Annotated in this window: 21 protein-coding genes and 2 pseudogenes; 13 read left to right on the top strand and 10 right to left on the bottom strand. The window is 58.6% G+C overall.

Annotated features, from left to right (window positions below):
- Nucleotides 1–2: 2 nt before the first annotated feature.
- Both nrdR and glyA read right to left on the bottom strand, forming a co-directional pair.
- Nucleotides 3–479, bottom strand: a complete 477-nt coding sequence (nrdR, locus tag CCGE525_RS07705) for a transcriptional regulator NrdR (protein ID WP_120703770.1) — start codon at nt 477–479, stop codon at nt 3–5.
- Between the two features lie 9 nt (nt 480–488).
- Entirely contained in the window at nt 489–1,787 is a 1,299-nt protein-coding gene (gene glyA, locus CCGE525_RS07700; RefSeq protein WP_120706315.1) for a serine hydroxymethyltransferase, read from the bottom strand.
- A 327-nt stretch (nt 1,788–2,114) separates the two neighbouring features.
- On the opposite strand from glyA, the gene CCGE525_RS07695 reads away from it, so the two are divergent.
- Nucleotides 2,115–2,540, top strand: coding sequence for a hypothetical protein (locus CCGE525_RS07695; protein WP_120703769.1), 426 nt, complete (start codon nt 2,115–2,117; stop codon nt 2,538–2,540).
- A gap of 90 nt (nt 2,541–2,630) precedes the next feature.
- Here the strand turns inward: CCGE525_RS07695 and CCGE525_RS07690 are convergent.
- From CCGE525_RS07690 to CCGE525_RS07675, 4 genes and pseudogenes are all read right to left on the bottom strand, one after another.
- A pseudogene (locus CCGE525_RS07690) lies at nt 2,631–3,942 on the bottom strand (L,D-transpeptidase family protein).
- Between the two features lie 635 nt (nt 3,943–4,577).
- Nucleotides 4,578–5,681: an IS110 family RNA-guided transposase gene (locus tag CCGE525_RS07685; protein ID WP_120703768.1), complete on the bottom strand. Its 1,104-nt coding sequence runs from the start codon at nt 5,679–5,681 to the stop codon at nt 4,578–4,580.
- 318 nt (nt 5,682–5,999) lie between these two features.
- A complete protein-coding gene (gene ldtR, locus CCGE525_RS07680) occupies nt 6,000–6,515 on the bottom strand; it encodes a transcriptional regulator LdtR (RefSeq protein ID WP_028753315.1) in 516 nt (171 codons plus the stop codon).
- Nucleotides 6,516–6,646: 131 nt separating this feature from the next.
- A complete protein-coding gene (locus CCGE525_RS07675) occupies nt 6,647–7,084 on the bottom strand; it encodes a DUF6163 family protein (protein ID WP_120703767.1) in 438 nt (145 codons plus the stop codon).
- A 145-nt stretch (nt 7,085–7,229) separates the two neighbouring features.
- Here CCGE525_RS07675 and hemB point away from each other — a divergent pair, with 145 nt between their 5' ends.
- The 6 genes from hemB to CCGE525_RS07645 all read left to right on the top strand — a co-directional run bounded on the left by hemB (nt 7,230) and on the right by CCGE525_RS07645 (nt 11,422).
- Complete coding sequence (hemB, locus tag CCGE525_RS07670) at nt 7,230–8,243, top strand: porphobilinogen synthase (protein WP_120703766.1); 1,014 nt, start codon at nt 7,230–7,232, stop codon at nt 8,241–8,243.
- 179 nt (nt 8,244–8,422) lie between these two features.
- Nucleotides 8,423–8,881, top strand: coding sequence for an RDD family protein (locus CCGE525_RS07665; protein ID WP_120703765.1), 459 nt, complete (start codon nt 8,423–8,425; stop codon nt 8,879–8,881).
- A 201-nt stretch (nt 8,882–9,082) separates the two neighbouring features.
- Nucleotides 9,083–9,859, top strand: coding sequence for an arginyltransferase (locus tag CCGE525_RS07660; RefSeq protein WP_120706314.1), 777 nt, complete (start codon nt 9,083–9,085; stop codon nt 9,857–9,859).
- Nucleotides 9,860–10,744 (top strand): DMT family transporter, encoded by an 885-nt coding sequence (locus CCGE525_RS07655; protein WP_120703764.1) that lies wholly within the window; start codon nt 9,860–9,862, stop codon nt 10,742–10,744. It abuts the gene before it with no gap.
- 67 nt (nt 10,745–10,811) lie between these two features.
- Entirely contained in the window at nt 10,812–11,033 is a 222-nt protein-coding gene (locus tag CCGE525_RS07650) for an AbrB/MazE/SpoVT family DNA-binding domain-containing protein (protein ID WP_104822610.1), read from the top strand.
- On the top strand, nt 11,033–11,422 hold the full coding sequence (locus tag CCGE525_RS07645) for a type II toxin-antitoxin system death-on-curing family toxin (RefSeq protein ID WP_120703763.1): 390 nt from the start codon (nt 11,033–11,035) through the stop codon (nt 11,420–11,422). Before CCGE525_RS07650 ends, CCGE525_RS07645 begins: the two co-directional genes overlap by 1 nt.
- 104 nt (nt 11,423–11,526) lie before the next feature.
- On the opposite strand, the gene parC is transcribed toward CCGE525_RS07645, so the two are convergent.
- Entirely contained in the window at nt 11,527–13,782 is a 2,256-nt protein-coding gene (gene parC, locus CCGE525_RS07640; RefSeq protein WP_120703762.1) for a DNA topoisomerase IV subunit A, read from the bottom strand.
- A 227-nt stretch (nt 13,783–14,009) separates the two neighbouring features.
- On the opposite strand from parC, the gene CCGE525_RS07635 reads away from it, so the two are divergent.
- Complete coding sequence (locus CCGE525_RS07635) at nt 14,010–15,197, top strand: hypothetical protein (protein WP_120703761.1); 1,188 nt, start codon at nt 14,010–14,012, stop codon at nt 15,195–15,197.
- Nucleotides 15,198–15,281: 84 nt separating this feature from the next.
- Here the strand turns inward: CCGE525_RS07635 and CCGE525_RS07630 are convergent, their stop codons facing one another.
- Nucleotides 15,282–15,920 (bottom strand): TetR/AcrR family transcriptional regulator, encoded by a 639-nt coding sequence (locus tag CCGE525_RS07630; RefSeq protein WP_205587440.1) that lies wholly within the window; start codon nt 15,918–15,920, stop codon nt 15,282–15,284.
- Between the two features lie 66 nt (nt 15,921–15,986).
- On the opposite strand from CCGE525_RS07630, the gene CCGE525_RS07625 reads away from it, so the two are divergent.
- The 3 genes from CCGE525_RS07625 to CCGE525_RS07615 all read left to right on the top strand — a co-directional run bounded on the left by CCGE525_RS07625 (nt 15,987) and on the right by CCGE525_RS07615 (nt 18,579).
- Nucleotides 15,987–17,156 (top strand): serine hydrolase domain-containing protein, encoded by a 1,170-nt coding sequence (locus tag CCGE525_RS07625; RefSeq protein WP_120703760.1) that lies wholly within the window; start codon nt 15,987–15,989, stop codon nt 17,154–17,156.
- 239 nt (nt 17,157–17,395) lie between these two features.
- On the top strand, nt 17,396–18,178 hold the full coding sequence (locus CCGE525_RS07620) for a hypothetical protein (RefSeq protein ID WP_120703759.1): 783 nt from the start codon (nt 17,396–17,398) through the stop codon (nt 18,176–18,178).
- Complete coding sequence (locus tag CCGE525_RS07615) at nt 18,175–18,579, top strand: hypothetical protein (protein WP_120703758.1); 405 nt, start codon at nt 18,175–18,177, stop codon at nt 18,577–18,579. The genes CCGE525_RS07620 and CCGE525_RS07615 overlap by 4 nt, the downstream gene beginning before the upstream one ends.
- Nucleotides 18,580–18,666: 87 nt before the next feature.
- On the opposite strand, the gene aspS is transcribed toward CCGE525_RS07615, so the two are convergent.
- Nucleotides 18,667–20,457, bottom strand: coding sequence for an aspartate--tRNA ligase (gene aspS / locus CCGE525_RS07610; protein WP_120703757.1), 1,791 nt, complete (start codon nt 20,455–20,457; stop codon nt 18,667–18,669).
- Nucleotides 20,458–20,854: 397 nt separating this feature from the next.
- Nucleotides 20,855–21,211 (bottom strand): endonuclease domain-containing protein, encoded by a 357-nt coding sequence (locus CCGE525_RS07605; RefSeq protein ID WP_120703756.1) that lies wholly within the window; start codon nt 21,209–21,211, stop codon nt 20,855–20,857.
- Between the two features lie 164 nt (nt 21,212–21,375).
- On the opposite strand from CCGE525_RS07605, the pseudogene CCGE525_RS07600 reads away from it, so the two are divergent.
- Nucleotides 21,376–22,769 (top strand): annotated as a pseudogene (locus tag CCGE525_RS07600) (multicopper oxidase family protein).
- 166 nt (nt 22,770–22,935) lie between these two features.
- On the top strand, nt 22,936–24,081 hold the full coding sequence (gene rnd, locus CCGE525_RS07595; protein WP_120703755.1) for a ribonuclease D: 1,146 nt from the start codon (nt 22,936–22,938) through the stop codon (nt 24,079–24,081).
- Nucleotides 24,082–24,116: the final 35 nt, after the last annotated feature.

Genomic DNA, 24,116 nt, shown 5'->3' with positions numbered 1-24,116 from the left:
GATCAGGTGTCCAGCGGATCGCGGGCGATCTTGGCATTGATTTCGGTGATCACCTGCTCGAAATCCTCCGCATGCGAGAAATCGCGATAGACGGAAGCATAGCGCACGAAGGCGACGTCATCGAGGCTCTTCAGGGCTTCCAGCACCTGCAGGCCGATCTGCTCGGAGCTGATTTCCGTCTCGCCGGAGCTCTCCAGGCGGCGAACGATCCCGGAGACGGCACGCTCGATACGATCGCGGTCGACCGGGCGCTTGCGCAGTGCGATCTCGAAGGAGCGCACCAGCTTATCCCGATCGAAGGGCACCTTTCGGCCGGTTTTCTTGATAACCATCAGCTCGCGCAGTTGCACGCGCTCGAAGGTGGTGAAACGGCCGCCGCAATCCGGACAGATGCGCCGCCGGCGGATGGAGGTGTTATCCTCCGCCGGGCGCGAATCCTTGACCTGGGTATCTTCCGAACCGCAATAAGGGCAGCGCATGCGGTCTCCTCAGCCCATGTAGCCGTACATGGGGAAGCGGCCGGTGAGATTGACCACCTTCTCGCGCACTGCGGCCTCGACGGCGGCATTGCCTTCATCGGAATTGGCGACCTTCAGGCCATCGAGCACTTCGATGATGAGATTGCCGATCTCGCGGAATTCGGCTTCCTTGAAACCGCGCGTCGTGCCGGCCGGCGTACCGAGACGAACGCCGGACGTGACGAAGGGCTTTTCCGGGTCGAACGGGATGCCGTTTTTGTTGCAGGTCACGTAGGCGCGGCCGAGAGCGGCCTCGGCGCGCTTGCCAGTGGCGTTCTTCTTGCGCAGGTCGACCAGCATCAGGTGATTGTCCGTGCCGCCGGAAACGACGTCGAGTCCGCCGGCGATCAGCGTTTCGGCAAGCGCCTTAGCATTCTTGACGATCTGCGCGGTATATTCCTTGAATTCCGGCTGCAGCGCTTCGCCGAGCGCCACGGCCTTGGCAGCGATGACGTGCATCAGCGGGCCGCCCTGCAGGCCGGGGAACACGGCCGAATTAAACTTCTTTGCCAGATCCTCGTCATTGGTAAGGATCATGCCGCCGCGTGGGCCACGCAGCGACTTGTGGGTCGTGGTCGTTGCAACATGGCAATGCGGGAACGGCGACGGATGCTGGCCACCGGCAACGAGGCCGGCAATATGGGCCATGTCGACCATCAGGTAGGCGCCGACGCTATCGGCGATCTCACGGAAGCGCTTCCAGTCCCAGATGCGGGAATATGCGGTGCCGCCGGCAATGATGAGCTTCGGCTTATGCTCTTCGGCCTTGCGCTGAACCGCATCCATGTCGAGCAGGTTGTCGCCTTCGCGCACACCGTAGGAAACGACGTTGAACCACTTGCCGGACATGTTGACCGGCGAACCATGCGTCAGATGACCGCCCGAATTGAGATCGAGACCCATGAACGTGTCGCCCGGCTGCAGCAGCGCCAAGAAGACTGCCTGGTTCATCTGCGAACCGGAATTCGGCTGAACATTGGCGAAATTGACGCCGAACAGCTTCTTGGCGCGCTCGATGGCGAGTTCTTCGGCGATATCGACGAACTGGCAGCCGCCATAATAGCGCTTGCCCGGATAACCCTCGGCGTATTTGTTCGTCATGATCGAACCCTGCGCTTCCAATACGGCGCGGGAAACGATGTTTTCCGAGGCGATCAGCTCGATCTCATGCCGCTGACGACCCAATTCCTTATTGATCGCGCCAAAGATTTCCGGATCGGTATCGGCAAGCGAGCGATTGAAGAAGGGTTCGGTGGAAGCATTGGTCATCGTGGAAGCTCCTGAACGGGCCGGAACGGCAATGGAGACGGTATTAGCGTCAGGGTCGCCCGAGAGCAATACGATCAGCGACATTTGCTGGGCATTCTACGATGAACGCCTTCAGCAAGCGAAAAAGCGCAATTAGGTAGCAACTGCCACCAGCTCCAAATACCGATCGACTCCCGCCAGAACAACGGTCTCCGGGCGCAGTTCTTCCTCATGCCGTCTCTTTGGACTAATCACCGTGAGGTACTTTACGGTGTGTCGGCTTTATAATTTAATATACGCCAAGCACAATTTATTGTCCCCGAAGTAAAAATCACGGAGGGATCGAAGGTGCGCCTCATAGTGATTTTGTTTCTTATTGCAGGCTTCGCGTGCGACACTGCCCACGCCTTTCAGGAATGCGATGGAAAACCGCATCTTCGTGTGATGTGGCAGAAGCAAATCATTGAAATCGACGGTACCTTCTTTCAAATGAAGAAGGAGCAACTCTCCAAGAAGACGGCGCGTCTTGTCGGACACGACATGGTCTTCGTTCACAATGGCCCCGGTAGCGACACCCTCATCCGGAACGGCCTTTCCACCTCCTATAGCTGCACGACTGGCGAAGGTAATGCCGGCCTGAAGAAGGCAGATGTGCAGGGGTATCAAGCCAACGCATTGATAGAGGACAATTCTGCACCGGCGGACCCAACCATCACAGGCAACCGGTCTAGCGCATCCTCTGCAAAAGGACACGGTGGCGGCAAACACAAGTAGGCGGTTAAATCCAGTGGCCGTTGCTACCCGATACGCGAAAGCCGCATCCGAAGACGCGGCTTTTCCGAATGTCGGTGGCAATCAGGCCGATTATTGAACCGGCTGCTCCATGCCCTGCGTCGTATCCAGCGCCAACTCGGAATTGCCGTCGAGCTGGTAGATATCGTCGCGGAACTGAACGATGCCGTCGGCAGCGCCCCAGGCGGAAATATAGACGAAATAGACTGGGACTTCCGTCGCCAATGTGATCGGCGTGTTGACGCGAGTGGAGATGACCTGCTCGATGTGCTGGCGCGGCCAACCCGGCGTTTCGGCCAGCAGCCAGGTCGCCAAGTCGCGCACGTTCTGAACGCGCACACAGCCCGAGCTGTCGAAACGCATCAGCTTGTTGAACAAGCCCTGCTCCGGCGTGTCGTGCATATTCGTTATTGGGGTTATGGAAGTTGATTTTCGTGGACGCCATAGCGTTCAGCTTGCCCGGATCCTGGCGGAACATCAGATCCGGCGCCTTGTCCGAATTCCAGTCGATCGTCTCAGGTGCAACTTCGTTACCCTTGCCGTCGAGAAGGCGGATATTGCTCTTCTTCAGATAGGTCGGATCCTTGCGCATCAGCGGCACGATGTCCTTGACGATGATCGAGCGCGGTGCCGTCCAGTAAGGGTTGAGGATGACCTCGTAGATCTTTGAATTGATGAGGTGCGTCGGGCGTGAGAGGCGGCCGACGATCGCCTCATGGCGCAGCGCCACCTGGCCATCCTCCACGGCTTCGACATAGGTCGCCGGGACGTTGACCATGACGTGACGGCGGCCGAGATCGGCCGGGAAAGTCTGCAGGCGAACGAGGTTGGTGTTCAATTGCTGCAGGCGAACATCAACCGGGATATTCAACGCCTTCAGCGTGAATTCGCCGAGAACGCCATCCGGCGGCAGGCCGTGGCGAGCCTGGAAGCGCTTGACGGCGCCGTCGACATAGGAGTCGAAGGAAGACGACATGCCTGCCCCACGCGGCAGGTCGCCGGTTATCATCAGATGCTGACGTAGCGCTTGCACGGCAGGATCAGTAGCGCCGAGCTGAAGCGGCTGCTGGCTCGTCGGGTTGATCTGCGGCCAGCCGCCATTGGCAACGATGCTCTGATACTGGGCGATCGCTTGCTGGATGTTCGGTACGGAATCTGGCCCGAGGATCGGCGTGTTGGAAACAACCGCTGCGGCGGTACGCGCGGCGGCCTTCGCATCGAACTGATCGTCCCAATTGCCGCGGGCACGATTATTGATCAGCGCATCGAGAGGCGTCTGGTCCTGTGCAATTGCCGGAGCTGCCAAAGCTGCCACGCCAAAAGTTGCCGCAGACCGCAGGAAGGAGCGGCGCGAGAAAGGTTCAATTCCGTTTTTCTTCGACATATCCCTACCGTTCGACGCTGCGATCGATTTCATCCGCAGCCAAGAGAGAAAGCAGTAAATTCAGCAGCTCGCTCCAAGTAACGCAGCTCACTATCAATCCAACGCCTTAAAGCACCACAAAAACTTCGCTCCGGACCATCACAATGTTGCGAGCCCAAAGCGCTAAGGCATGAAGATCAAGACTTGAAAAGCGCCGTTTGCCGTTCGTTTCCGCTGTCATAGCAATATGGCCAATTCGTGTCGCCCGGCATGAAACTTGCTTTGGCCTGCCGTAGCGGAAGAACCACCTTTTTGCGTTGCTAAAATACCACTCTCATGTTCGCCCTTACAAGATGCAGGAATAGAAAAATCGTCGCCCTGTCGTCAGGGCGTTTCGTTTGGTGTGGATGCATCCTGGGGAAAGCAGGAAGCACGGTCATATAACGACGGTTGATCATGCTCTGATGCGCGGGTTGGTTACCGCCGGACCTGATGCGTCGCGGAGCTTCCTCTGTCTAGTTCGCAGCGTCGGAATGTAACCGGCTGATAGTGGAATCGAGGGTTCTCCTGCCGTGACCGTGCCCCCAGCCTTGCCCAGGCGCATATGGCTTTTTGACTCTTCTGTCCTCCTTGTTGAGTTCAGGATTGAGCTATACTCAACGCGGTGAGACCTGGCATGCAATCGCCCAGACGAATCCGGATAATTCGCGAGCGATCGCCGTGGTTACGGTCGTTGCCGGCTTTCCGGCCTTCGTGAGCTTGCGATAGCGGCCGCACAGCCGCTCCTGCGCCTTCCATGCCGTGTCGCGGATCGCTTTTGGGAGCTGCTCCTGGCGGATCAACTGATCACGGCTGATCTTTGCGGGAAACCGATAACTCCAAGCGGCTTCAATCAGCATTCGACGCGCCGTTGTATTGCCTGCTTTTGTAATGCCGCCCTGCCGCCGAGTTCCACCGCTTGAATGCTCCGATGGTACCAGCCCGAGATAGGCCATTAATTGGCGCGGGTTTGTGAAGCGGCTGAGATCGCCCAATTCGGCAATCATCGTAGCGGCCGTCACCAGAGCCATGCCGCGCAGTGATTGCAGCGCGACGACCACCGGAGCCAATGACCAGTCACTCAACATGGTCTCGATCTGCTTCGTCAGCCGATCCCGCCGCTCAGTTGCCGCCTCGATTGTGGCGATGTGATCCTGGAGAACGATTTGGTGGATTGGCTGTTCAAAGCAAAGACCGGCCAACCAACGGCGGTGCATCTGCGTCCAGGCCGGCCGGCTGTAGTGAAAGCCATGACGAAGCAGAAATCCGCTGAGCTGCTGGCGCGCTTGCCGCAAGCTGCGCACAGCGGCAAGCCGTGCCCGAACCAGATCACGCATCGCCTCATGGGCTGTATCTGGTATCCAAACAGCGCTCAGTTCTCTAGCGCGATGAAGTCTTGCCAGATTGTTGGCATCCCGACGGTCTGTCTTGATGCGATCGCCTGGTTTGTGCGGGATCAAAGAAGGGGCGACGACCACGCAATCATGACCTGCGGCAGACAGTTGCCGCTGAATGCCGTAGCCGCAAGGTCCCGCTTCGTAGCAAAACTTCAATGTCCGACCCGGCTGCGAAAGCTTGGCCAGCATGCGGGTCAAGGCCGTTGGCGTATTGACGATCTGGCCAAACGCGCGCGCGTCACCGCGCCCACCGCCGTCAGCGAGCGCCACCGCGATCGTCTCTTTGTGAACATCCAATCCGACATATGTGATAGTCTCGTCCATGGCCCGTCTCCTATGCATGAGGCTCTACGAGGGCATCGCTCTCGCAACCCTCGATACCTGCATATTGTGAGACGGGTCACCCGGTCCCAGGCGAACATTTAGTCTAGATGGGCGAGGTTAATAGCGCCTGATACTTTGGCGTCAATGGCACAGATGGCGCGGATGCTGTTGTGCACCGCAAGGTCACGGCGGGACGTGGCAAAAAGCCCACAGCCAGTACGAGTACTATCCTCGCTCTGACAAGAGCAAGCCGGACACGCAGGGAACGTATCCGGCTTATTCTACTGGAGAGTCGTGTCGTAGATCTGCCGCCGTTAATTACAGGCGATACAAAATCTGGTCGTTCCAGAAGCGGTCCAGACGCTGCAGGAGCTTGTTCATCTGAGTGAACTCGTCCGTGCCGATGCCGCCGACCTTGTCGATGGAGGCGATGTGGCGCTCGTAGAGCTTGGCGACGGTTTCGGCGATGTCCTGGCCGGTTTCCGTCAGGCTGATGCGAACCGAGCGGCGGTCGATGCGCGAGCGCTGATGGTTGATGAAGCCGAGGTCGACCAGCTTCTTGACGTTGTAGGAAACGTTGGAGCCGAGATAGAAACCGCGAGAGCGCAGTTCGCCGGCGGTCAGTTCTGAATTGCCGATGTTGAAAAGGAGCAGCGCCTGGACGGCGTTGACGTCGTCGCGGCCTTGGCGGTCGAACTCGTCCTTGATAACATCGAGGAGACGGCGGTGGAGGCGCTCCACGAGGTGGAGCGATTCCATATAGAGACCACGGATATCTTCGATCTGCTGGTCCCGAGCATTCGCAACTGCCTGCGGCTTGATTTTCGTGTTCATCATGACTTGGCCTCACTGTTTTGTTTGGCGGTGTCGTTTTCTTCCCGCCTTGAATGAGACCCTATCGAATACACATAAAATTCTACTTAAACTGCAGGCTTAACAGCACCTTACCGCGAAGTCTTGGTGTCTCAGGGTAAATCAACCATTACCTGTTGCTGGCGCCGGCGATGTTCCTGCCAGAGCAAAATGCGGAAAATACAATAGAGAACGGCGACGCAGGCATGCAGGATGACGATCAGCGGATTGGAGCCGAAGATCTGCGGCCAGAGCCCGTACATGAGTGCCTGACCACCGGCTGCCAGCACCCAGATCACCGGCCCCCAGGAGACCGTCAGCCACAAGCCAAGGGCTGCGACCGGGAAGACGACGGCAAGACCGGCGCCTGCCACCTTCCAGGGCAGATTGAGCAGATCGAAACGGGCATGACCTTCCAGCGAATAACCGACCAGCATCGACCAATATTGCAGGCCGAGCCAGAAACAGCCGATCGCAATCAGCCGCAGGAACAGCACGAACAGGATGTCCGTCAGCGTGTTCTTGGGTAAGGTCGAAGAATCAGGTTCCATGTGCGAACAATACGTAGGAGGCCACAGGCTCGCCAGAGCTATAATGGCTCCGGCCTTTCGCCGGGTTTTAAATCCTGGGGACAGCGTGATAGGTACGCTGCTTGCAAATTAAGGCCATAGATAGACCAAAAAGGATGGCGGGACCATGGAAGACAAGACGCACCTTGTTGACGAGATCACGGGGCATCGGCGCATGCGGCGTAACCGCAAGGCCGATTGGACGCGCCGCCTTGTCCAGGAAAACCGGCTGACTGTCGACGACCTGATCTGGCCGATCTTCGTGATCCCCGGCAACGGCATCATCGAGCCGATCCCGGCCATGCCGGGCGTCAATCGCATGACCGTGGACAAGGCCGTGGAAGCCGCAAAGGAAGCGGCCGACCTAGGCATTCCGGCGCTCGCTACATTCCCGAATATCGAAATGGAACTGCGCGACGAAACCGGCTCGAACAGCCTGGAAAAGAACAACCTCATAAATCTCGCCAGCGCTGCCATCAAGAAGGCTGTGCCGAATATCGGCGTCATCACCGACGTCGCCCTCGATCCCTTCACCAGCCATGGCCATGACGGCATTCTGCGCGGCAACGAGATCGTCAACGACGAGACCGTCGAACAGGTGGCACGCGCCGCCGTCTACCAGGCAGATGCCGGCGCCGATATCATTGCACCGTCGGAAATGATGGATGGGCGCATCGGCGCCATCCGCCATGCGCTCGACGCTGCCGGCCACCAGAGCGTCGGCATCATGAGCTATGCCACCAAGTTCAGCTCGGCCTTCTACGGCCCCTATCGCGAGGCGATCTCGACCGGCGGCCTGCTGAAAGGCGACAAGAAGACCTATTATATCGACCCGGCCAACGGCACCGAGGCGGTACGAGACGCTGCCCTCGACGTCGAGGAAGGCGCCGACATGCTGATGGTCAAGCCCGGCCTGCCCTATCTCGACATCTGTTGGCGGCTGAAAGAGGCGTTTGGCCTTCCGACCTTCGCCTATCAAGTCTCCGGCGAATACTCGATGATCAAGGCGGCCACCGCCAACGGCTGGATCGACGGCGAACGGGTGATGCTGGAGACCCTGCTCGCCTTCAAGCGCGCCGGCTGCGACGGTATCCTTACCTATTTTGCGGTGGAAGTGGCGAGACAGCTGGCAAAGAGGTAATCACTGGCCACAAGCTTATTGCATTTGCCGGACCTCTCACCATATGTTCGGCAAATGTTTCCCTACTGCGCCGCGCGTCCTGTCGGATGCGTAAAGGTCGTAGTAGAATCTTTAACCTGCGGACAAGCCTTTCCTTAAATCGGAACGATTGAAGGGGTTATTCGCGAAGGAGGAAGACAATGAGCCTGAACCCCAGCCCGCTTTATGCAGCACCGGACGACTGGCGCGCCTATAGTGGTGTGCTGAGCCGGCGCATCTTCGCCTTCATCCTCGATTACGTCATCGTCGGTCTGCTCTGCATCCCGGCAGCGGTCCTCCTATTCTTCGTTTCGATACTGACGCTTGGGCTGGGCTTCGTGCTCTACCCCGTTCTGTTCATCATCGTCGCCGGTTTCTATTTCGGCTGGACGCTTGGTGGGCCGCATCAGGCCTCGCTCGGCATGCGGGCTATGGGCATCGCCATGGTGCGACTGGATGGCCGGCCGATGGATTTTCTCACCGCGATCGTGCATCTGGCGTTGTTCTGGATCCTGAACTCGGTTCTGACGCCGCTCATTCTGCTGGCGGGCCTGTTCATAGAACGCAGCCGCCTGGTCCATGACCTGTTGCTCGGCACCGTCATCATCCGAACGGCCTAAATTACGCCGATATCAACCCAATACCATATCCGAACGGTCCGGTCGTCCGGACCGACCACCATGCACGAAGGGGCGTTTTGCTTCTAAACAAGCCGGGAAACTGTGACCTTGCACAAAGGACATAGTTGACGTTTTCTAAACTTGGGCCATGCTTGTAAAAATGAGAAGCCGAATGCCGAACGAAAGGTCAATCAGCGGCAGATGAACACGCAGTCGACGCCATCCCCGCAGTTTTATCTGACGGCACCGGCAGCCTGCCCGTACCTGCCGCGCGAGATGGAGCGCAAGGTCTTCACCCATCTCGTCGGTCCGCGCGCCGCGGAAATGAACGACATTTTGACCCAGGGCGGCTTCCGTCGCTCGCAGAACATCGCCTACCGCCCCGCTTGCGAATCCTGCCGCGCCTGTATTTCCGTTCGCATTCTCGCTCAGGAATTCATTCCCAGCCGGTCCATGAAGCGCGTTTTGGCGTCCAATAGCGATATCATCGCCACCGAATTTCCCGCGCAGCCGTCGAGCGAACAATATTCCCTCTTCCGCCGCTATCTCGATGATCGCCATCAGCAAGGCGGCATGTCCGATATGACCGTACTCGACTACGCGATCATGGTCGAAGATACCCACGTCAACACCCGCATCATCGAATATCGCCGGCGCGAGGAAGGCTCCGGACTGGAGCAGCGGCCGAAGGGCGAGCTACTGGCAGCGGCGTTAACCGACGTGATGAGCGACGGGCTGTCGATGGTCTATTCCTATTTCAATCCCGATCTCGACCATCGCTCGCTTGGCACATTCATGATCCTAGATCACATCAAGCGGACCAAGGCGCTCGGCCTGCCGCACGTCTATCTCGGCTATTGGGTCAAAGGCTCGCGCAAGATGGACTACAAGACACGGTTCCAGCCGCAGGAGCATCTGACGCCACGCGGCTGGGAGCGCTTCGACCCGGCGGATGCCGTCGAAGACATCTCTCACTGAATGGTCTCCCATCTCTCGCATCACGGAAAAGGCTTGCTGCTGACCACGATCGGCGGTCTCGCGCTGTCGATGGATATCCCACTGATTCGGCTTTCGAGCGGCGACGTCTGGTCTGTCCTGTCGGTGCGCAGCCTTGCGACGATCTTCGTGTCGCTGGTTGCACTTATCGTCATCCGCCGCGTCACCGGGTCGCTGCGCAGCATTCTGCCGGGCTGGATCGGGCTTCCAGTCGGCCTCTTCTACGGTTTGACGACCATCACCTTTCTCCTCGCCATCTACTATACGACGGCAGCGAATGTGGTGTTCATCATCGCTCTCAATCCGATGTTTGCCGCACTCCTCTCCTGGATTTTCCTGAAGGAGCGCCCTGCTCATTCCACCATCGTCACCATGATCGCGATGATCTTCGGCGTCGGCCTGATCGTGCAGGATGGCATGGAGGGCGGCCATTTCCTCGGTGACGCGCTGTCGGTTCTCGCGTCCTTTTTCATCGCCTGCGCCATCACAATCGCCCGAGCCTCGCGCCGGGATATGGGCTTTGCATCTCTATTGTCCGCCATTATCCCTGCCGCGGTCGGCCTCTACCATGTCATTCCGTCAAGCATCGCCATCGATCATCCCGCCTGGATCCTGCTCGACGGCGCGGTCCTGATGCCCCTCTCCTTCTGGTGCCTTGCCACCGGCACACGCTTTCTCTCGGCGCCGGAAGTGGCGATGTTCTATCTGCTGGAAACGATCCTGGCGCCGATCTGGGTCTGGCTGATCTTTGCCGAAGCGCCAAGCAACATGACGCTTACCGGCGGGCTGGTGCTGATCCTGGCGCTCGCTGCTCATTCGTTATGGCAGGCGCTGGTCAGGGCGAGAATGGCGGCTGCGTTGGGGTAGCGAACTGCATATTTGCAGCAGCCCATTCGAAGTGTTATAACGCCGTTATTACATGAGGAGCAAAACCATGAACGTCGTTATCCGCAAGATCGGCAATTCCGAAGGCGTGATTATTCCGAGAGAAATTCTTGATCGAATGGGCCTTGAGGCCGGCGATACGCTCGAACTCAGCATGCAAGACGGTGAACTGCGCCTGCAGCCCACGGACGCGGACTTTGCGCGTCAAATGGAACATGCGCAGCGTTTCATGGATCAATACAAAGTGGCGCTGAAGAAGTTGGCAGAATAATGCCTGTCATCTTCTTGACGCGAACGCTCGTCGAACAATTGCACAAGATACAAATCAAACGATTTGGAGGCTCATACGGATTACGAGACGAAGGTGCCCTCGAATCCGCCTTGGCGCGTCCTATCAATAAAGCCCAATACGGTAGCGAGGATGTTGCCGAACTCGCTGCAGCCTATCTTTTTGGCTTGGCCAAAAACCATGTATTTGTGGATGGCAACAAGCGCATCGCCATCGTGGCCGCGGCTATCTTCCTTATGGACAATGGTTACAAGATCCAGACAACGGACGCCAATCTCTACAGCTTTGTGCTTGCCGTTGCCGCCGGTGAAATTGATGAAGAAGGCGCTACGCGTTTCCTTAGAGACGTTTGCATTCCCTACGAGGAATAACGGGCTCGCGTTCCGTCTCTCTCAACCTTTGCTTCCGCCCAAAGCATTCGTCGTTGCAATCGCGGCCTACCGGGTCGATTGCTCGGACTTTGCCACCGCTGACCTCAGCCTGAGAACCTGCCGCTTCTGGGGAAGCCTTTCGGCACAGTGCGGCCGGCTGCGGCACGGTCGCCAAGCCATTCTACCAGCTCGTCCTTGGTCTTGGTGAACGTACGGCCGGCGCTGTCTTCCCAGGTCAGGCCGTCGGCGATCGCAAAACATTTGATGTCGCCGACGCCGCCATCCTTGTAGCGCTGCAGGCGCACGCCCTTGCCGCGCGACATTTCCGGGATCTGCGCCAGCGGGAAAACCGCCATCTTACGGTTCTCGCCGACGACGGCGACGTGATCGCCAGAGACGGGCACCAGCAGCTTGGTCTCATCCGGCGTCGTCAAGTTCATGATCTGCTTGCCCTTGCGGGTGTTGGCGACCAGTTCCACTTCCGGCACGATAAAGCCGTTGCCAGCAGTCGAGACGACCAGTTGCTTACGCTGAGGATCGTGGACGAAGGCGGTCAGCACGTCCTGGTCATTTTCCATGTCGACCATGATACGCAGCGGCTCGCCGTGGCCGCGGCCGCCAGGCAGCTTGTCGCCACCGAGCGTGTAGGCCTTGCCGCCCGTCGTAATGATCAGGATCTTGTCGGTCGTCTGCGCCGTGAAAGCGACCTTCAGGGCGTCACCCTCCTTGAAGGTGAGCGTCGATGTGTCGGAGATGTGGCCCTTCAGCGCGCGGATCCAGCCCTTTTCCGAGACGACAACGGTGATCGGTTCCTTCTCGATCATCGCCTGCTGGATCGCCGCGTCATCGGCCTCAGGCGCTTCGGCAAATTGCGTGCGGCGGCGGCCGAGTTCGGTCGCCTTGGCGAATTTCTTCTTTACCTCGCCGATTTCCCAGGCGACCGTCTGCCACTGCTTGTCGTCGGAGGCGAGCAAGGCCTCGATATCGGCCTTCTCCTGAGTCAGGCCGTCGAATTCCTTGCGGATTTCGAATTCTTCGAGCTTGCGCAAGGAGCGCAGCCGCATGTTGAGGATCGCCTCGACCTGATTGTCCGTCAGACCGAACCGCTCGATCATGACGGGCTTCGGCTCGTCTTCCTCGCGGATGATGGCGATGACCTCGTCGATATTGAGGTAGGCGATCAGGAAGCCACCGAGGATTTCCAGGCGTTTTTCGATAGCGGCAAGCCGGAAGCGCGAGCGGCGCAACAAAACTTCGCGGCGATGATCCAGCCACTCCTTCAGCACGTCATTCAGCGCCATGACCTTCGGGATGCGGCCCATGGACAGAACGTTCATGTTGAGCGGGAAGCGGCTTTCCAGCTCCGTCAGCTTGAACATCGATTCCATCAGGATCATCGGATCGACGGTGCGGCTCTTCGGTATCAGGACGACGCGGATATCCTCGGCGGATTCATCGCGAACATCCTCAAGCAGCGGCAGCTTGCGCGCCAGAAGCAGCTCGGCGATCTTTTCGATCAGCCGCGACTTCTGCACCTGGAACGGAATTTCGGTAATGACGATCTGATAGCCGCCGCGGCCGAGATCTTCGGTTTCCCATTTGGCACGGACGCGAAAACCGCCGCGACCGGTCTTGTAGCTTTCGATGATGCTGTCGCGGTCGTCGATGATGATGCCGCCGGTCGGGAAATCCGGACCGGGAATGAATTCCACCAGTTTCTCGACGGTCGCATCGCGATCGCGGATCAGGTGCAGCGCCGCGTCACAGAGTTCGTGGGCGTTATGCGGCGGGATGGAGGTCGCCATGCCGACAGCGATGCCCGAGGAGCCGTTGGCGAGCAAGTTCGGGAAAGCGCCAGGCAGAACGACGGGCTCGGAATTCGACTCGTCATAGGTATCGCGAAAATCCACGGCATCCTGGTCGATGCCCTCGAGCAGCAGTTCTGAAACCGCCGTCATCTTGGATTCGGTATAGCGCATGGCGGCGGGGCTATCGCCGTCGATATTGCCGAAATTGCCCTGGCCGTTGACCAGCGTGTAGCGTTGCGAGAAATCCTGCGCCAGACGAGCCAACGCGTCATAGATCGATTGGTCGCCATGCGGGTGATAGTTACCCATCACCTCGCCGACGATCTTGGCGCATTTGCGGAAGGCAGCATTGGGGCGCAGGCCCATCTCGCTCATCGCATAAACGATGCGTCGGTGAACCGGTTTCAGGCCGTCGCGAACATCCGGCAGGGCGCGATGCATGATCGTCGACAAGGCATAGGCCAGGTAACGTTCCTCGAGCGCGGCCTTGAGATCGACCGGAAGGATGCTGTCATCGTCGCCGCCACCAGGCGGTAAAAGATTTTGTCCCATGGCTCTTGACTAGCGGAGATACCCGTTTTCGGCAAGAAATCAGTGGAAGGCACTTGTGGATGACGCCTCAATTCAAGCACGATCTGAGGTAACGTTGGACACAATTCTAATGCAAGTATTTGCTATCGCCATTGTCATTGGAAATTTAGGCGAACGTGAATATAACTCGCCGCAGTACGCGCAAAATATGTACGCCCGCCACACCAGCTCAATGAGGAAAAGCCACCATGACTTTCTATCGGACAACACGGCTGATGCTGTCCAGCGCCGCCATTCTGTCCTTCGCCAACTCGGCCTTTGCGCTCGACGGCAACGACCTCCTGAAAAAGATCAATGACGCCTACGCTCAGCAGGGCGGCTCGATCGCAGCCGAAAGCATCGATATCAGCGGCACGACGGTGACGCTGAAAGGCGCGAGCGTCAAAGCGGCTGGCACGACTGATGGCGTCAAGGTGGGCGATATCACCTTGACTGGCGTCGCGGAAGCAGGCGGCGGCTACACGGTCGATCAGATCGCGTTTCCCGACGTTGCCACCACTAAGGACGACGTGACCATCGCAGCCTCCGATCTCAAGATGAGTGGCGTCGAAATCCCGGCCGATGCAACCAAGGGCGATCTCGACTCCCTGCTGCTCTATAAAACCGCACATGCCGGCTCCCTCTCGTTCACCAAGGATGGCACGAAGGTCTTCTCGTTCACCGACGCCGACGCCACGCTGAACAAGCGAGCCGACAAGTCCGGTCTCGACTTCAATGCTAACGTCAACGGCATCACGGCCGATCTCAGCAAGGTCGCCGATCCGCAGACCAAGGAGGCCATCAACCAGCTCAATCTACAGCAGTTGAGCGGCAAGATCGCCATGAAGGGAAGCTGGGAGATAGCTCCGGGCAGGATTGACATCACCGAATATTCCCTGGACTTCAAGGATGTCGGCAAGCTGAACATCGCGCTCAGCCTCTCCGGCTACACGCCCGCCTTCTCCAAGTCGCTGCAGGATGCGCTCAAGACCGTCCGCTCCAATCCGAACCAGCAGGATGCCCAGCAATCCGCCGGTCTTGCCATGCTCGGTCTTTTGCAGCAGCTGACCTTCAACAGTGCGCAGATCCGCTTCGACGATAGCTCGATCACCTCCCGCGCACTCGAATTTGCCGGCAAGCAGCAGGGCGTTTCCGGCAAGCAGTTGGCTGACACGCTGAAGGCGATGACGCCGATCATGATGGCTCAGCTCAACATTCCGGAGCTGCAGAATGCGGTCTCCGCGGCCGTCAGCGCCTATCTCGACAATCCGAAGAGCTTGACGGTCAAGGCATCGCCGGACAAGCCGGTGCCGCTGCCGATGATCATCGGCGCCGCCATGGGAGCCCCGCAGTCGATCCCGCAGGTCATCGGCCTCAAGGTTTCGTCCAACGACTAAGCTGCCGATCTCCAAGCTATTCAGAAACCCGGCGATCTCGATCGCCGGGTTTTTCTTTGCCGCCGGCTATATCTCCGGCCGCAACTAATATTTTTTCAGTTCGCCGAGAGCATGAGACAATAGGGCAAGCAATTCATCCGTGGTTGCACCATCGCGCGCCTGGACGGACATGCCCTGCACGATTGCGCCCAGAAAGCGTGCAAGCGATTTGGCGTCGGCATCCGGCCGTATATCGCCCTCCGCGATACCGCGTTCGATCCGTGCCGTGAAGATAGCCAGCGCCTGCAGGCGCATCGATGCGACATAGTGAGCGATCGGCTCGTTTTCCTCCGCACAATTCAGCACCGCCGTCGATATCATGCAGCCTTTTGGATGCTCCGGCGCCGTGAAGATCTTGGCGGAATTCGTCAGAAAGCGCTCGAAGGCGGTCACCGTATCCACTTTGTCCATGAACGGATTACCGGGCTCCGCTCGTGGCATGCGCCGATACTGCTCGAGCGTCTCTCGGTAGAGCTCGGCTTTGGAGCCGAAGGCAGCATAGAGGCTTTGCGGCGTGATCCCCATAGCGGCCGTCAGATCGGCGATGGAGGAACCGTCATAGCCATGCTTCCAGAAGGTGTCCCGCGCGGCGGCAAGAACCGTCTCCCGATCGAAAGCCGGCGGGCGCCCACGTTTGCGCGGCGAGGAATTTTCTGCCTCTTCTTTATTTTTCACAATGGTCACTCTAGAAATAATCTCCAATCTGGTTTATTCAGGAATGGTCATTGTGATTATAGAAGGTTTTGCCCCATGAGTCTTCCCCTGGAAAATTCCATGCGTCCACGCGACGGCAGCCTTGCTGAAGGCGTCGATGCTGCGATTGATTCCGCCCTGGCGGACAAGAGGCTGGTCGGGACAGTGGTTCTCATCGCCCGAAATGGAGAACTGATTTATCGTCGAGCTGCCGGTCTGGCGGATCGGGAAAACGCGGCGGCGATGCAGGAAGATGCCATCTTCCGGCTTGCCTCCATCACCAAGCCGATCGTCACCATCGCTACCATGCGGCTCGTCGAACAGGGCCGCATCGGGCTCGAGGATCCTATCACCAAATGGCTACCGGACTTTAAGCCGCGGCTGCCTGATGGAAGTGAGGCCGTTATCCGTATCCGGCACCTTCTCACGCACACATCCGGACTGGGTTACACATTCGCGGAGGAGCAAGACGGCCCCTACCATCGGGCTGGCGTATCCGATGGCCTCGACACGCCCGGCCTGTCACTTGCTGATAACCTCAAGCGCCTCGGCAGCGCTCCCCTTCTCTTTCCGCCCGGCGAGGGCTGGCAATATTCGCTGGCGATGGATGTGCTCGGCGGCATCATCGAAAAGGAAACCGGCGGCGCGCTCGGCGATGCCGTCGCGGAGTTGGTGATGAAGCCGCTTGGCCTCTCCGATACCGCGTTCTCCGTTCGTGATCGCAGCCGCCTCGCCGCCGCCTATATGAATGGCGCATCGGAGCCGGAGCGGATGGGGGATGACGCGCTCGTTCCGATACTCGATGGCGTGATCCGTTTCGCGCCTGACAGGATATTCGATCCCGCCTCCTATCACTCCGGTGGCGCCGGCATGGCCGGAACGGCAAGCGACGTGCTGGCCATTCTGGAAACGATGCGCAAGAGCGGGGCACCGCTGCTGTCGGCCGATACTGTGAAGACGATGATGGCCGATCAGGCGGGCGGCCATATGCAGGCACTGCAAGCCGGCTTCGGCTTCGGCTATGGCTGGTCCGTCGTCATCGACCCCGTTGCAGCACAAGCCCCGTTTTCTGTGGGCACGATCAAATGGGGTGGAGTCTACGGCCACAGTTGGTTCGTCGACCCTCAGAAAAAGCTGACAGTCGTGGCGCTTACCAACACCACGCTGGAAGGCATGTGGGGACAGTTCACCATTGATCTTCGCGACGCGATCTACGCTGCCCTTTAGTTCTCTGCCAACGACAAAAAACCCGGCGATTTCGGTCGCCGTGTTTTTGCGTTTCAGGAGAATGGGCCGTGTGAAAACACGAGACCGCAACGCCCCATCGGATAGCGGAGATAAGGCCGGAAATTCTAGATTGCAAATACAACTACTATTGGAATTTATGCGAGCTGTTGCTAGAGATTGCAGCGATATGTGCAATCCAACCGTGTAAATCAAAGCCTTTCCAGCCGGGATGCTCCATCATGATCTTCTATCGGACGAGTCAACTAACAGTCGTCGGCGCCGGCCTTATGTTCTTTGCGAACTCCGCTTTCGCGCTCGATGGAGCCGACGTCCTGAAGAAGCTCAACAATGCCATAGTCGCACAAATAGGCGACTCGATCGAGGCCGGAAACGTCGATGTTAATGGTTCAACCATCGTCCTGAGAAACGTGACATATACGCCGCGAAGAAGAACCGGCATTGCCCTCGGCGACGTCGCGATGACTGGCGTGACCGAACAGTCCGGCGGTTATGCGATAAAAAAAGTGCTTATTCCCGATGTCTCAATAAAGCAAAAAGACTTCAGTGCCAGTGCCGCGGGACTAAGGGTGGATGACCTCGAAATTCCCGCGAATGCGACCCTGAGCGATATAAACTCGGTATTCGTTTATCATGCCCATGTAGGCCCGGTGTCCTACTCAAGGCTGGGTGAAGAGCTTTTTTCCATCTCCGGCGCTGATTCCGTCGCAATGAAACGTCCGGACAAAAAGGGCATCGACTCCAGTTTTACAATTGACGGAATTGTTGCCGATCTTTCCATGGCTCAGATGCCTGTAAGCTCCGAAGCAATCAGGCAATTCGAGCTCCAGCACGTACACGCGGCGTTTTCCATGAAAAGCAGTTGGGAGCTTTCCACGGGCAAGTATGACCTGACGGAATACACGTTTGATTTAGAGAACATAGGGAAACTGAATGTCCAGCTCAGCCTCTCCGGTCTTACCCCGCATTCTACAATACCGCAGAGGCTCTATACTCCTCCATGACCGACACCGAGGACGATCAAAATACCAAGAATGCTAAATACTTGTTGGGTCTCGCGTTCGTTCAGCAACTGACCTTGAATAGCGCTCAGATCCGTTTCGACGATGCTTCATTCACCAATCGCGCATTCGATTATATGAGCAAATGGGATCATGTGACGCGCGCGCAATCGGCAAACTCCCTTGCTGCAGAAATACTGGCGTCGACCGCTCAGCTCGGAATTCCCGATCTCCGGGAAGCGCTCTCAATGGCCGTCGTCGAATATTTCAACGATCCCAAAAGCCTGACGATCAGCGCCACGCCCGCCAAGCCCGTCCCCATGTCGACGGTCATAGAAGCCGCTAAAAACGCAAGAGAGTCGATCCCGAAGATGATCGGCCTGAAGGTCACATCAAACGACTAGGCAGGGAACGATTGGAGAGGCGTCTTCGGAAGGGAAGCCCGGCGGCGTGAAACACACCGCCGGGTCATCTCGATATGACTAAAAGCCTCAGTCCTTTTTCACCGGCGGCACCGGGCGGATCGCCAGCTCGCGCAGTTGCGTCGGCGTTGCGGCCGAAGGAGCGCCCATCAGCAGGTCCTGTGCCTGCTGGTTCATCGGGAACAGCGAGATCTCGCGCAGGTTCTTGGCGCCGACCAGCAGCATGATGATGCGGTCGATACCGAAAGCGGCGCCACCGTGCGGAGGCGCGCCGTACTGGAAGGCGCGGTAGAGGCCGCCGAAGCGCTCTTCGACATCCGCCTGGCTGAGGCCGATCTTTTCAAACGCGGCGACCATGATTTCCGGCGATTGGTTACGGATCGAGCCCGAAGCGATTTCGAAACCGTTGCAGACGGCGTCGTACTGGAACGCCTTGATCGTCAGCGGATCCTGGCTCTGCAGTGCCTCAAGGCCGCCCTGGGGCATCGAGAAGGGATTGTGAGCGAAATCGACCTTCTTTTCTTCCTCGCTCCATTCGAAGAACGGGAAGTCGACGATCCAGCAAAGCTCGAAACGGTCGCGGTCGACCAGGTTCAGCTCCTCGCCGGCCTTGGTGCGGGCTTCGCCAGCGAACTTGTAGAACTTGTCCGGATCACCGGCGACAAAGAAGCAGGCGTCGCCGTCGCCGAGACCAAGCTGGGTGCGGATCGCATCCGTGCGCTCCTCGCCAATGTTCTTGGCAAGCGGGCCGGCGCCCTCGAGCTTCTCGCCTTCCTTGCGCCAGAAGATATAGCCGAGGCCGGGCTGGCCCTGGCTCTGCGCCCAGGCGTTCATGCGATCGCAGAAAGCTCTGGAGCCGCCGGTTTTCGCGGGGATTGCCCAGACCTGAACCTTCGGGTTCGAGGCGATCATGTTGGCGAAGACCTTGAAGCCGGAGCCGGCGAAATGGTCGGTCACCGCTTCCATGACGATCGGGTTGCGCAGGTCCGGCTTGTCCGTTCCATATTTGCGGATCGCGACGTCATAGGGGATGCGCGGCCATTCCTTGGTGACCGGCTTGCCGTCGGCAAACTCCTCGAACACCTGGGTCATCAGCGGTCCCATCGTGTTCCAGACGTCTTCCTGGGTGACGAAGCTCATTTCAAGGTCGAGCTGGTAGAATTCGCCCGGCAGACGGTCTGCGCGCGGGTCTTCGTCGCGGAAGCACGGCGCGATCTGGAAGTAACGATCGAAGCCGGCGACCATCAGCAGCTGCTTGTACTGCTGCGGCGCCTGCGGCAGGGCATAGAAGGTGCCGGGGTGGATACGGCTTGGCACCAGGAAGTCACGCGCACCTTCCGGCGAGGAGGCCGTCAGGATCGGCGTGGTATATTCGGTGAAGCCCACTTCACCCATGTGGCGGCGCATGGAGGAGATAACCTGCGTGCGCTTGACGATGTTCCGGTGCAGCGTTTCGCGGCGAAGATCGAGGAAGCGATACTTCAGGCGAACGTCTTCCGGATACTCCGGCTCGCCGAAAACCGGCAGCGGCAGCTCCTTGGCGGCGGAGAGCACTTCGATCTCCTGCGCATAAAGCTCGATCTCGCCGGTCGGCATGTTCTTGTTGATGGTATCTTCCGTGCGGGCCTTCACTAGGCCGTCGATGCGGATAACCCATTCGCCGCGCACGGTCTCGGCCAGCTTGAAAGCCGGAGAGTCCGGATCGGCGACAACCTGGGTAATGCCGTAGTGATCGCGCAGATCGATGAACAGCACGCCACCATGATCTCGGACGCGATGAACCCAGCCGGAAATACGGGCGGTCGAACCGACGTCGGACTTGCGCAGGGCGGCGCATGTGTGGCTGCGATAGCGATGCATAGTATATATCCTGGACTTGGCGGACGGCGGCGAATGCGGACGAAAGCCCCTCGCCTGCCGACGAGAAAATCGGGCGGAAAAGCGCATGGTGCGCCCGATTTGTCAAGGCTGGAATGCGGAGCCGTATCCCGCCCCTGGCGGGCGGGAAAGCAAAAACTTAGGTTTAGATGAGGGTTTGTCCCTCGTCTAAGCCTTAGTTTTTGCAAGGGCGGGGGTAGGTAGGGGCGCGCAGAACCCTTGAACAGGGTTGAGCAAGAAACGGACCCCCGCCCTTGCAATTTCAATGACTTAGAAATTGCGCTGGGCCTCTCATGTGTGGAGCTGCCGATATCGCAATTCCTAAATCAATGAAATTGCTTTCCCGCCCGCCAAGGGCGGGATGGCGCCGGCGTTTGACTCACTCTCCGATATTCCTCAACTCCGCTAATATCCTCAAACAAACACCATCAAGATTCTGAACGACCTCGTCGTTCCAGAACCGTAGAACGCAGAACACTTGGCTTGCGAAGTGTGCATCCCGGCGCTCGTCACGCCTATTTTCCGCATGTTGCGCACCGTCCACCTCAACGATCAACCGCGCCTCGAAACACACGAAGTCCAGAATATACCCGTCGACCGGAACCTGCCGCCTGAACTTGAACCCCTCGAGCTGCCGACCTCGCAGTGCCTGCCAAAGCATGTTCTCGGCCTTCGTGGCGTCGCGACGCATGGCTTTGGCGAATTGTCGGTGTTGGTCCGGAACGTCGCGATGCATAGGTCCTCCTGCTTTATTCGCCTTGCCAACGAAGCACGAAGCCGGTCCAGCTGCCAGTGCCACTGCTAGTAGTCCATGCGGCAATTCAGCCACCCCAGCGCTATTGCTGAATACCACAGTCAACTTTAAACAAGCATGTAAATCACCGTGTTCCGGAGCCTCGCATGCCCATCCTCACCCGCCGCAATCTTCTGAAAGCCTCTGCCGTTGCCGGTGCCTATGGGTGGGGCTAGGCATCGCCGGCAGGTTTGGCGGCAGCGCGATAGCGGCGCCGGAGCCGCAGGTGTTGAAGACCGCGAATACCCAAGCCGATTTGATGGATGCCGGGGCGACCAAGGACGTTTTGAGCTATGGCGACGCCGGCATGCCGCCCGTCCTGCGCATGAAGAAGGGGGAGCCCTTCGCCGCACGCCTGATCAACGGCATCGACGATCCGACGACGATCCATTGGCACGGTATCCGCGTGCCGAACAAGATGGACGGAGTGCCCTTCCTCACGCAGCCTTACGTCTATACCGGCGATCACTTCGACTATGCTTTCATGCCTCCGGACGCCGGCACCTTCTGGTATCATCCGCATTGCAACACGCTGATTCAGATGGGACATGGCATGACCGGCGTCATTGTCGTGGAAAATCCGAAAGACCCGACATTCGACTCAGAAGTGGTCCTCAATCTGCGCGATTGGCGGCTCGGCGGCGACAGTCAATTCATCGCGCAGTTCCGACCGCGCGATTCCGCCAAGTCGGGCACCTACGGGACGGTGCGCACGGCGAACTGGCGCCAACAGCCGCAATATGACGCCCCCTCCGGCGGGCTGGTGCGGCTGCGCCTCGCCATGACAGACGTTACCCGCATCTATTCTTTCCGCATGGAAGGGGCTGAGGCAACGGTGATCGCCATCGACGGCAATCCGGTGCCGCAGCGCTTTCCGCTCGATTTATTGCAGCTCGGGCCCGGTCAACGCCTGGAGTTGGCCGTGCGCATGCCCGATGACGAAGGCGCGATCGTCAAGCTTGAGGATATAAGGGGTACAGACCCGAAGGTGCTGGCAACGCTGCGGTCGGTCGGCAGCTCGCTGAAGCGCGATGTTCGCGATTTGGCTCCTCTCGAAGACAATCCGGTCGCAAAGGCCGATATCGGCGCGGCCCAGCATATTCCTCTGATCCTCAGCGCCACAGCCGAAAATACCGCCGACAACAGCATTTGCGGCTCGCTCGGCTACAGTTTCTGGGCGATCAACAAGGTGCCGTGGACGGGCGACACGTCTGATCCGACCGCACCGCTCGCCGAACTGAAGCTCGGCAAGAGCTATGTTATCGACATGGAAAACGTAACGCCGCATGCGCATCCGATCCATCTGCACGGCATGAGCTTCACCGTACTTTCCTCCTCGACGCGCCAGGTGCAGCCCTTCGTCTCCGACACCTACCTCATCCAGCCGAACGAGAAGGTGCAGCTCGCATTCGTAGCCGACAATCCCGGCGATTGGGTGCTGCATTGCCATATCATCGAACATCAGAAGACGGGCATGACCAGCTATGTGCGCGTGGCTTAGGCAGGAATCGGAAACCTGCGCCACGCTCGCTTAGGGCGACTTCCGGGCTTTGAGCGATTCCACTTAAAAGCGGCGTCTGCCCGAGGCTTAGGCTTTCGACGTATTGACATATCCGATCGAAAGGAGAAGGAAGGTTAACGAACTATTTTACCATGAATGTGTTGATATGATCGAAACTACCGCCCAATTGGAGGCGGCCTGCCAAGAGCTGGCCAAGTCAGAATTCATTACCATCGACACCGAATTCCTGCGCGAGACGACCTTCTGGCCGGAGCTTTGCCTGATCCAGATGGCGAGCCCGACGACCGAAGTATTGGTCGATCCACTGGCAAAAGGCCTGGACCTGAAACCTTTTTTTGAGCTGATGGCCAATCCGGCCGTCATGAAGGTATTCCACGCAGCCCGCCAGGACATCGAAATCATCTTCAATCGCGGCAACCTCATACCGCACCCGATCTTCGACACCCAGGTCGCCGCCATGGTCTGCGGCTTCGGCGATTCGGTCTCCTACGACCAGCTCGTCAGCCGCATCAAGAACGTCCATATCGACAAGTCCTCGCGCTTCACCGACTGGAGCCGCCGGCCGCTGTCGGAGAAACAGCTCGACTATGCGCTCGCCGACGTCACCCATCTGCGCGATGTCTATCTTTCGCTAAAAGAGCAGCTTGAGCGTGAGGGCCGCGCCTCCTGGCTGCTCGAAGAAATGGCGATCCTCGAAGCCCGCGAGACCTATGATCTGCATCCGGACGACGCCTGGCAGCGGCTGAAGATGCGGCTGCGCAAACCACAGGAACTGGTCGTCTTGAAATACGTCGCTGCCTGGCGCGAACGCGAGGCACGTGCGCGCAATGTGCCGCGCGCCCGCGTGCTGAAGGACGACGCCATCTACGAAATCGCCCAGCAGCAACCGAAAGACATGGAAGCGCTTGGCAGGCTGCGCACAATCCCGAAGGGTTGGGAACGATCCGCTTCCGGCACGGCCGTGTTGGATGCAATCAACCAGGCTTTGGCGCTGCCCAAGGCCGAGATGCCGCATGTGCCGCGTCATCAGCAGGCACCGGAGGGCACGGCCGCGGCGGCTGAACTGCTGAAGGTTCTCCTAAAGCTCATCGCTGAAAAGCACGGTGTCGCCCCGAAAGTCATCGCCAACAGCGAAGATCTGGATAAGATCGCCGCCGAAGGCGAGAAGGCCGACGTGGCCGCCCTCACCGGCTGGCGACGCGATCTTTTCGGCGAAACGGCGCTGCAGCTGATCCAGGGCCAGGTGGCCTTGCGCTTCGTCGGTAAGCGAGTCGAGACGGTCAGCCTGTAACCGCGCGACCTTTATCAACCGTCAGCAATACCGAA

It is taken from the genome of Rhizobium jaguaris (genome assembly GCF_003627755.1).
GTDB lineage: Bacteria > Pseudomonadota > Alphaproteobacteria > Rhizobiales > Rhizobiaceae > Rhizobium > Rhizobium jaguaris.
This window is presented reverse-complemented; position numbering and strand designations above follow the sequence as displayed.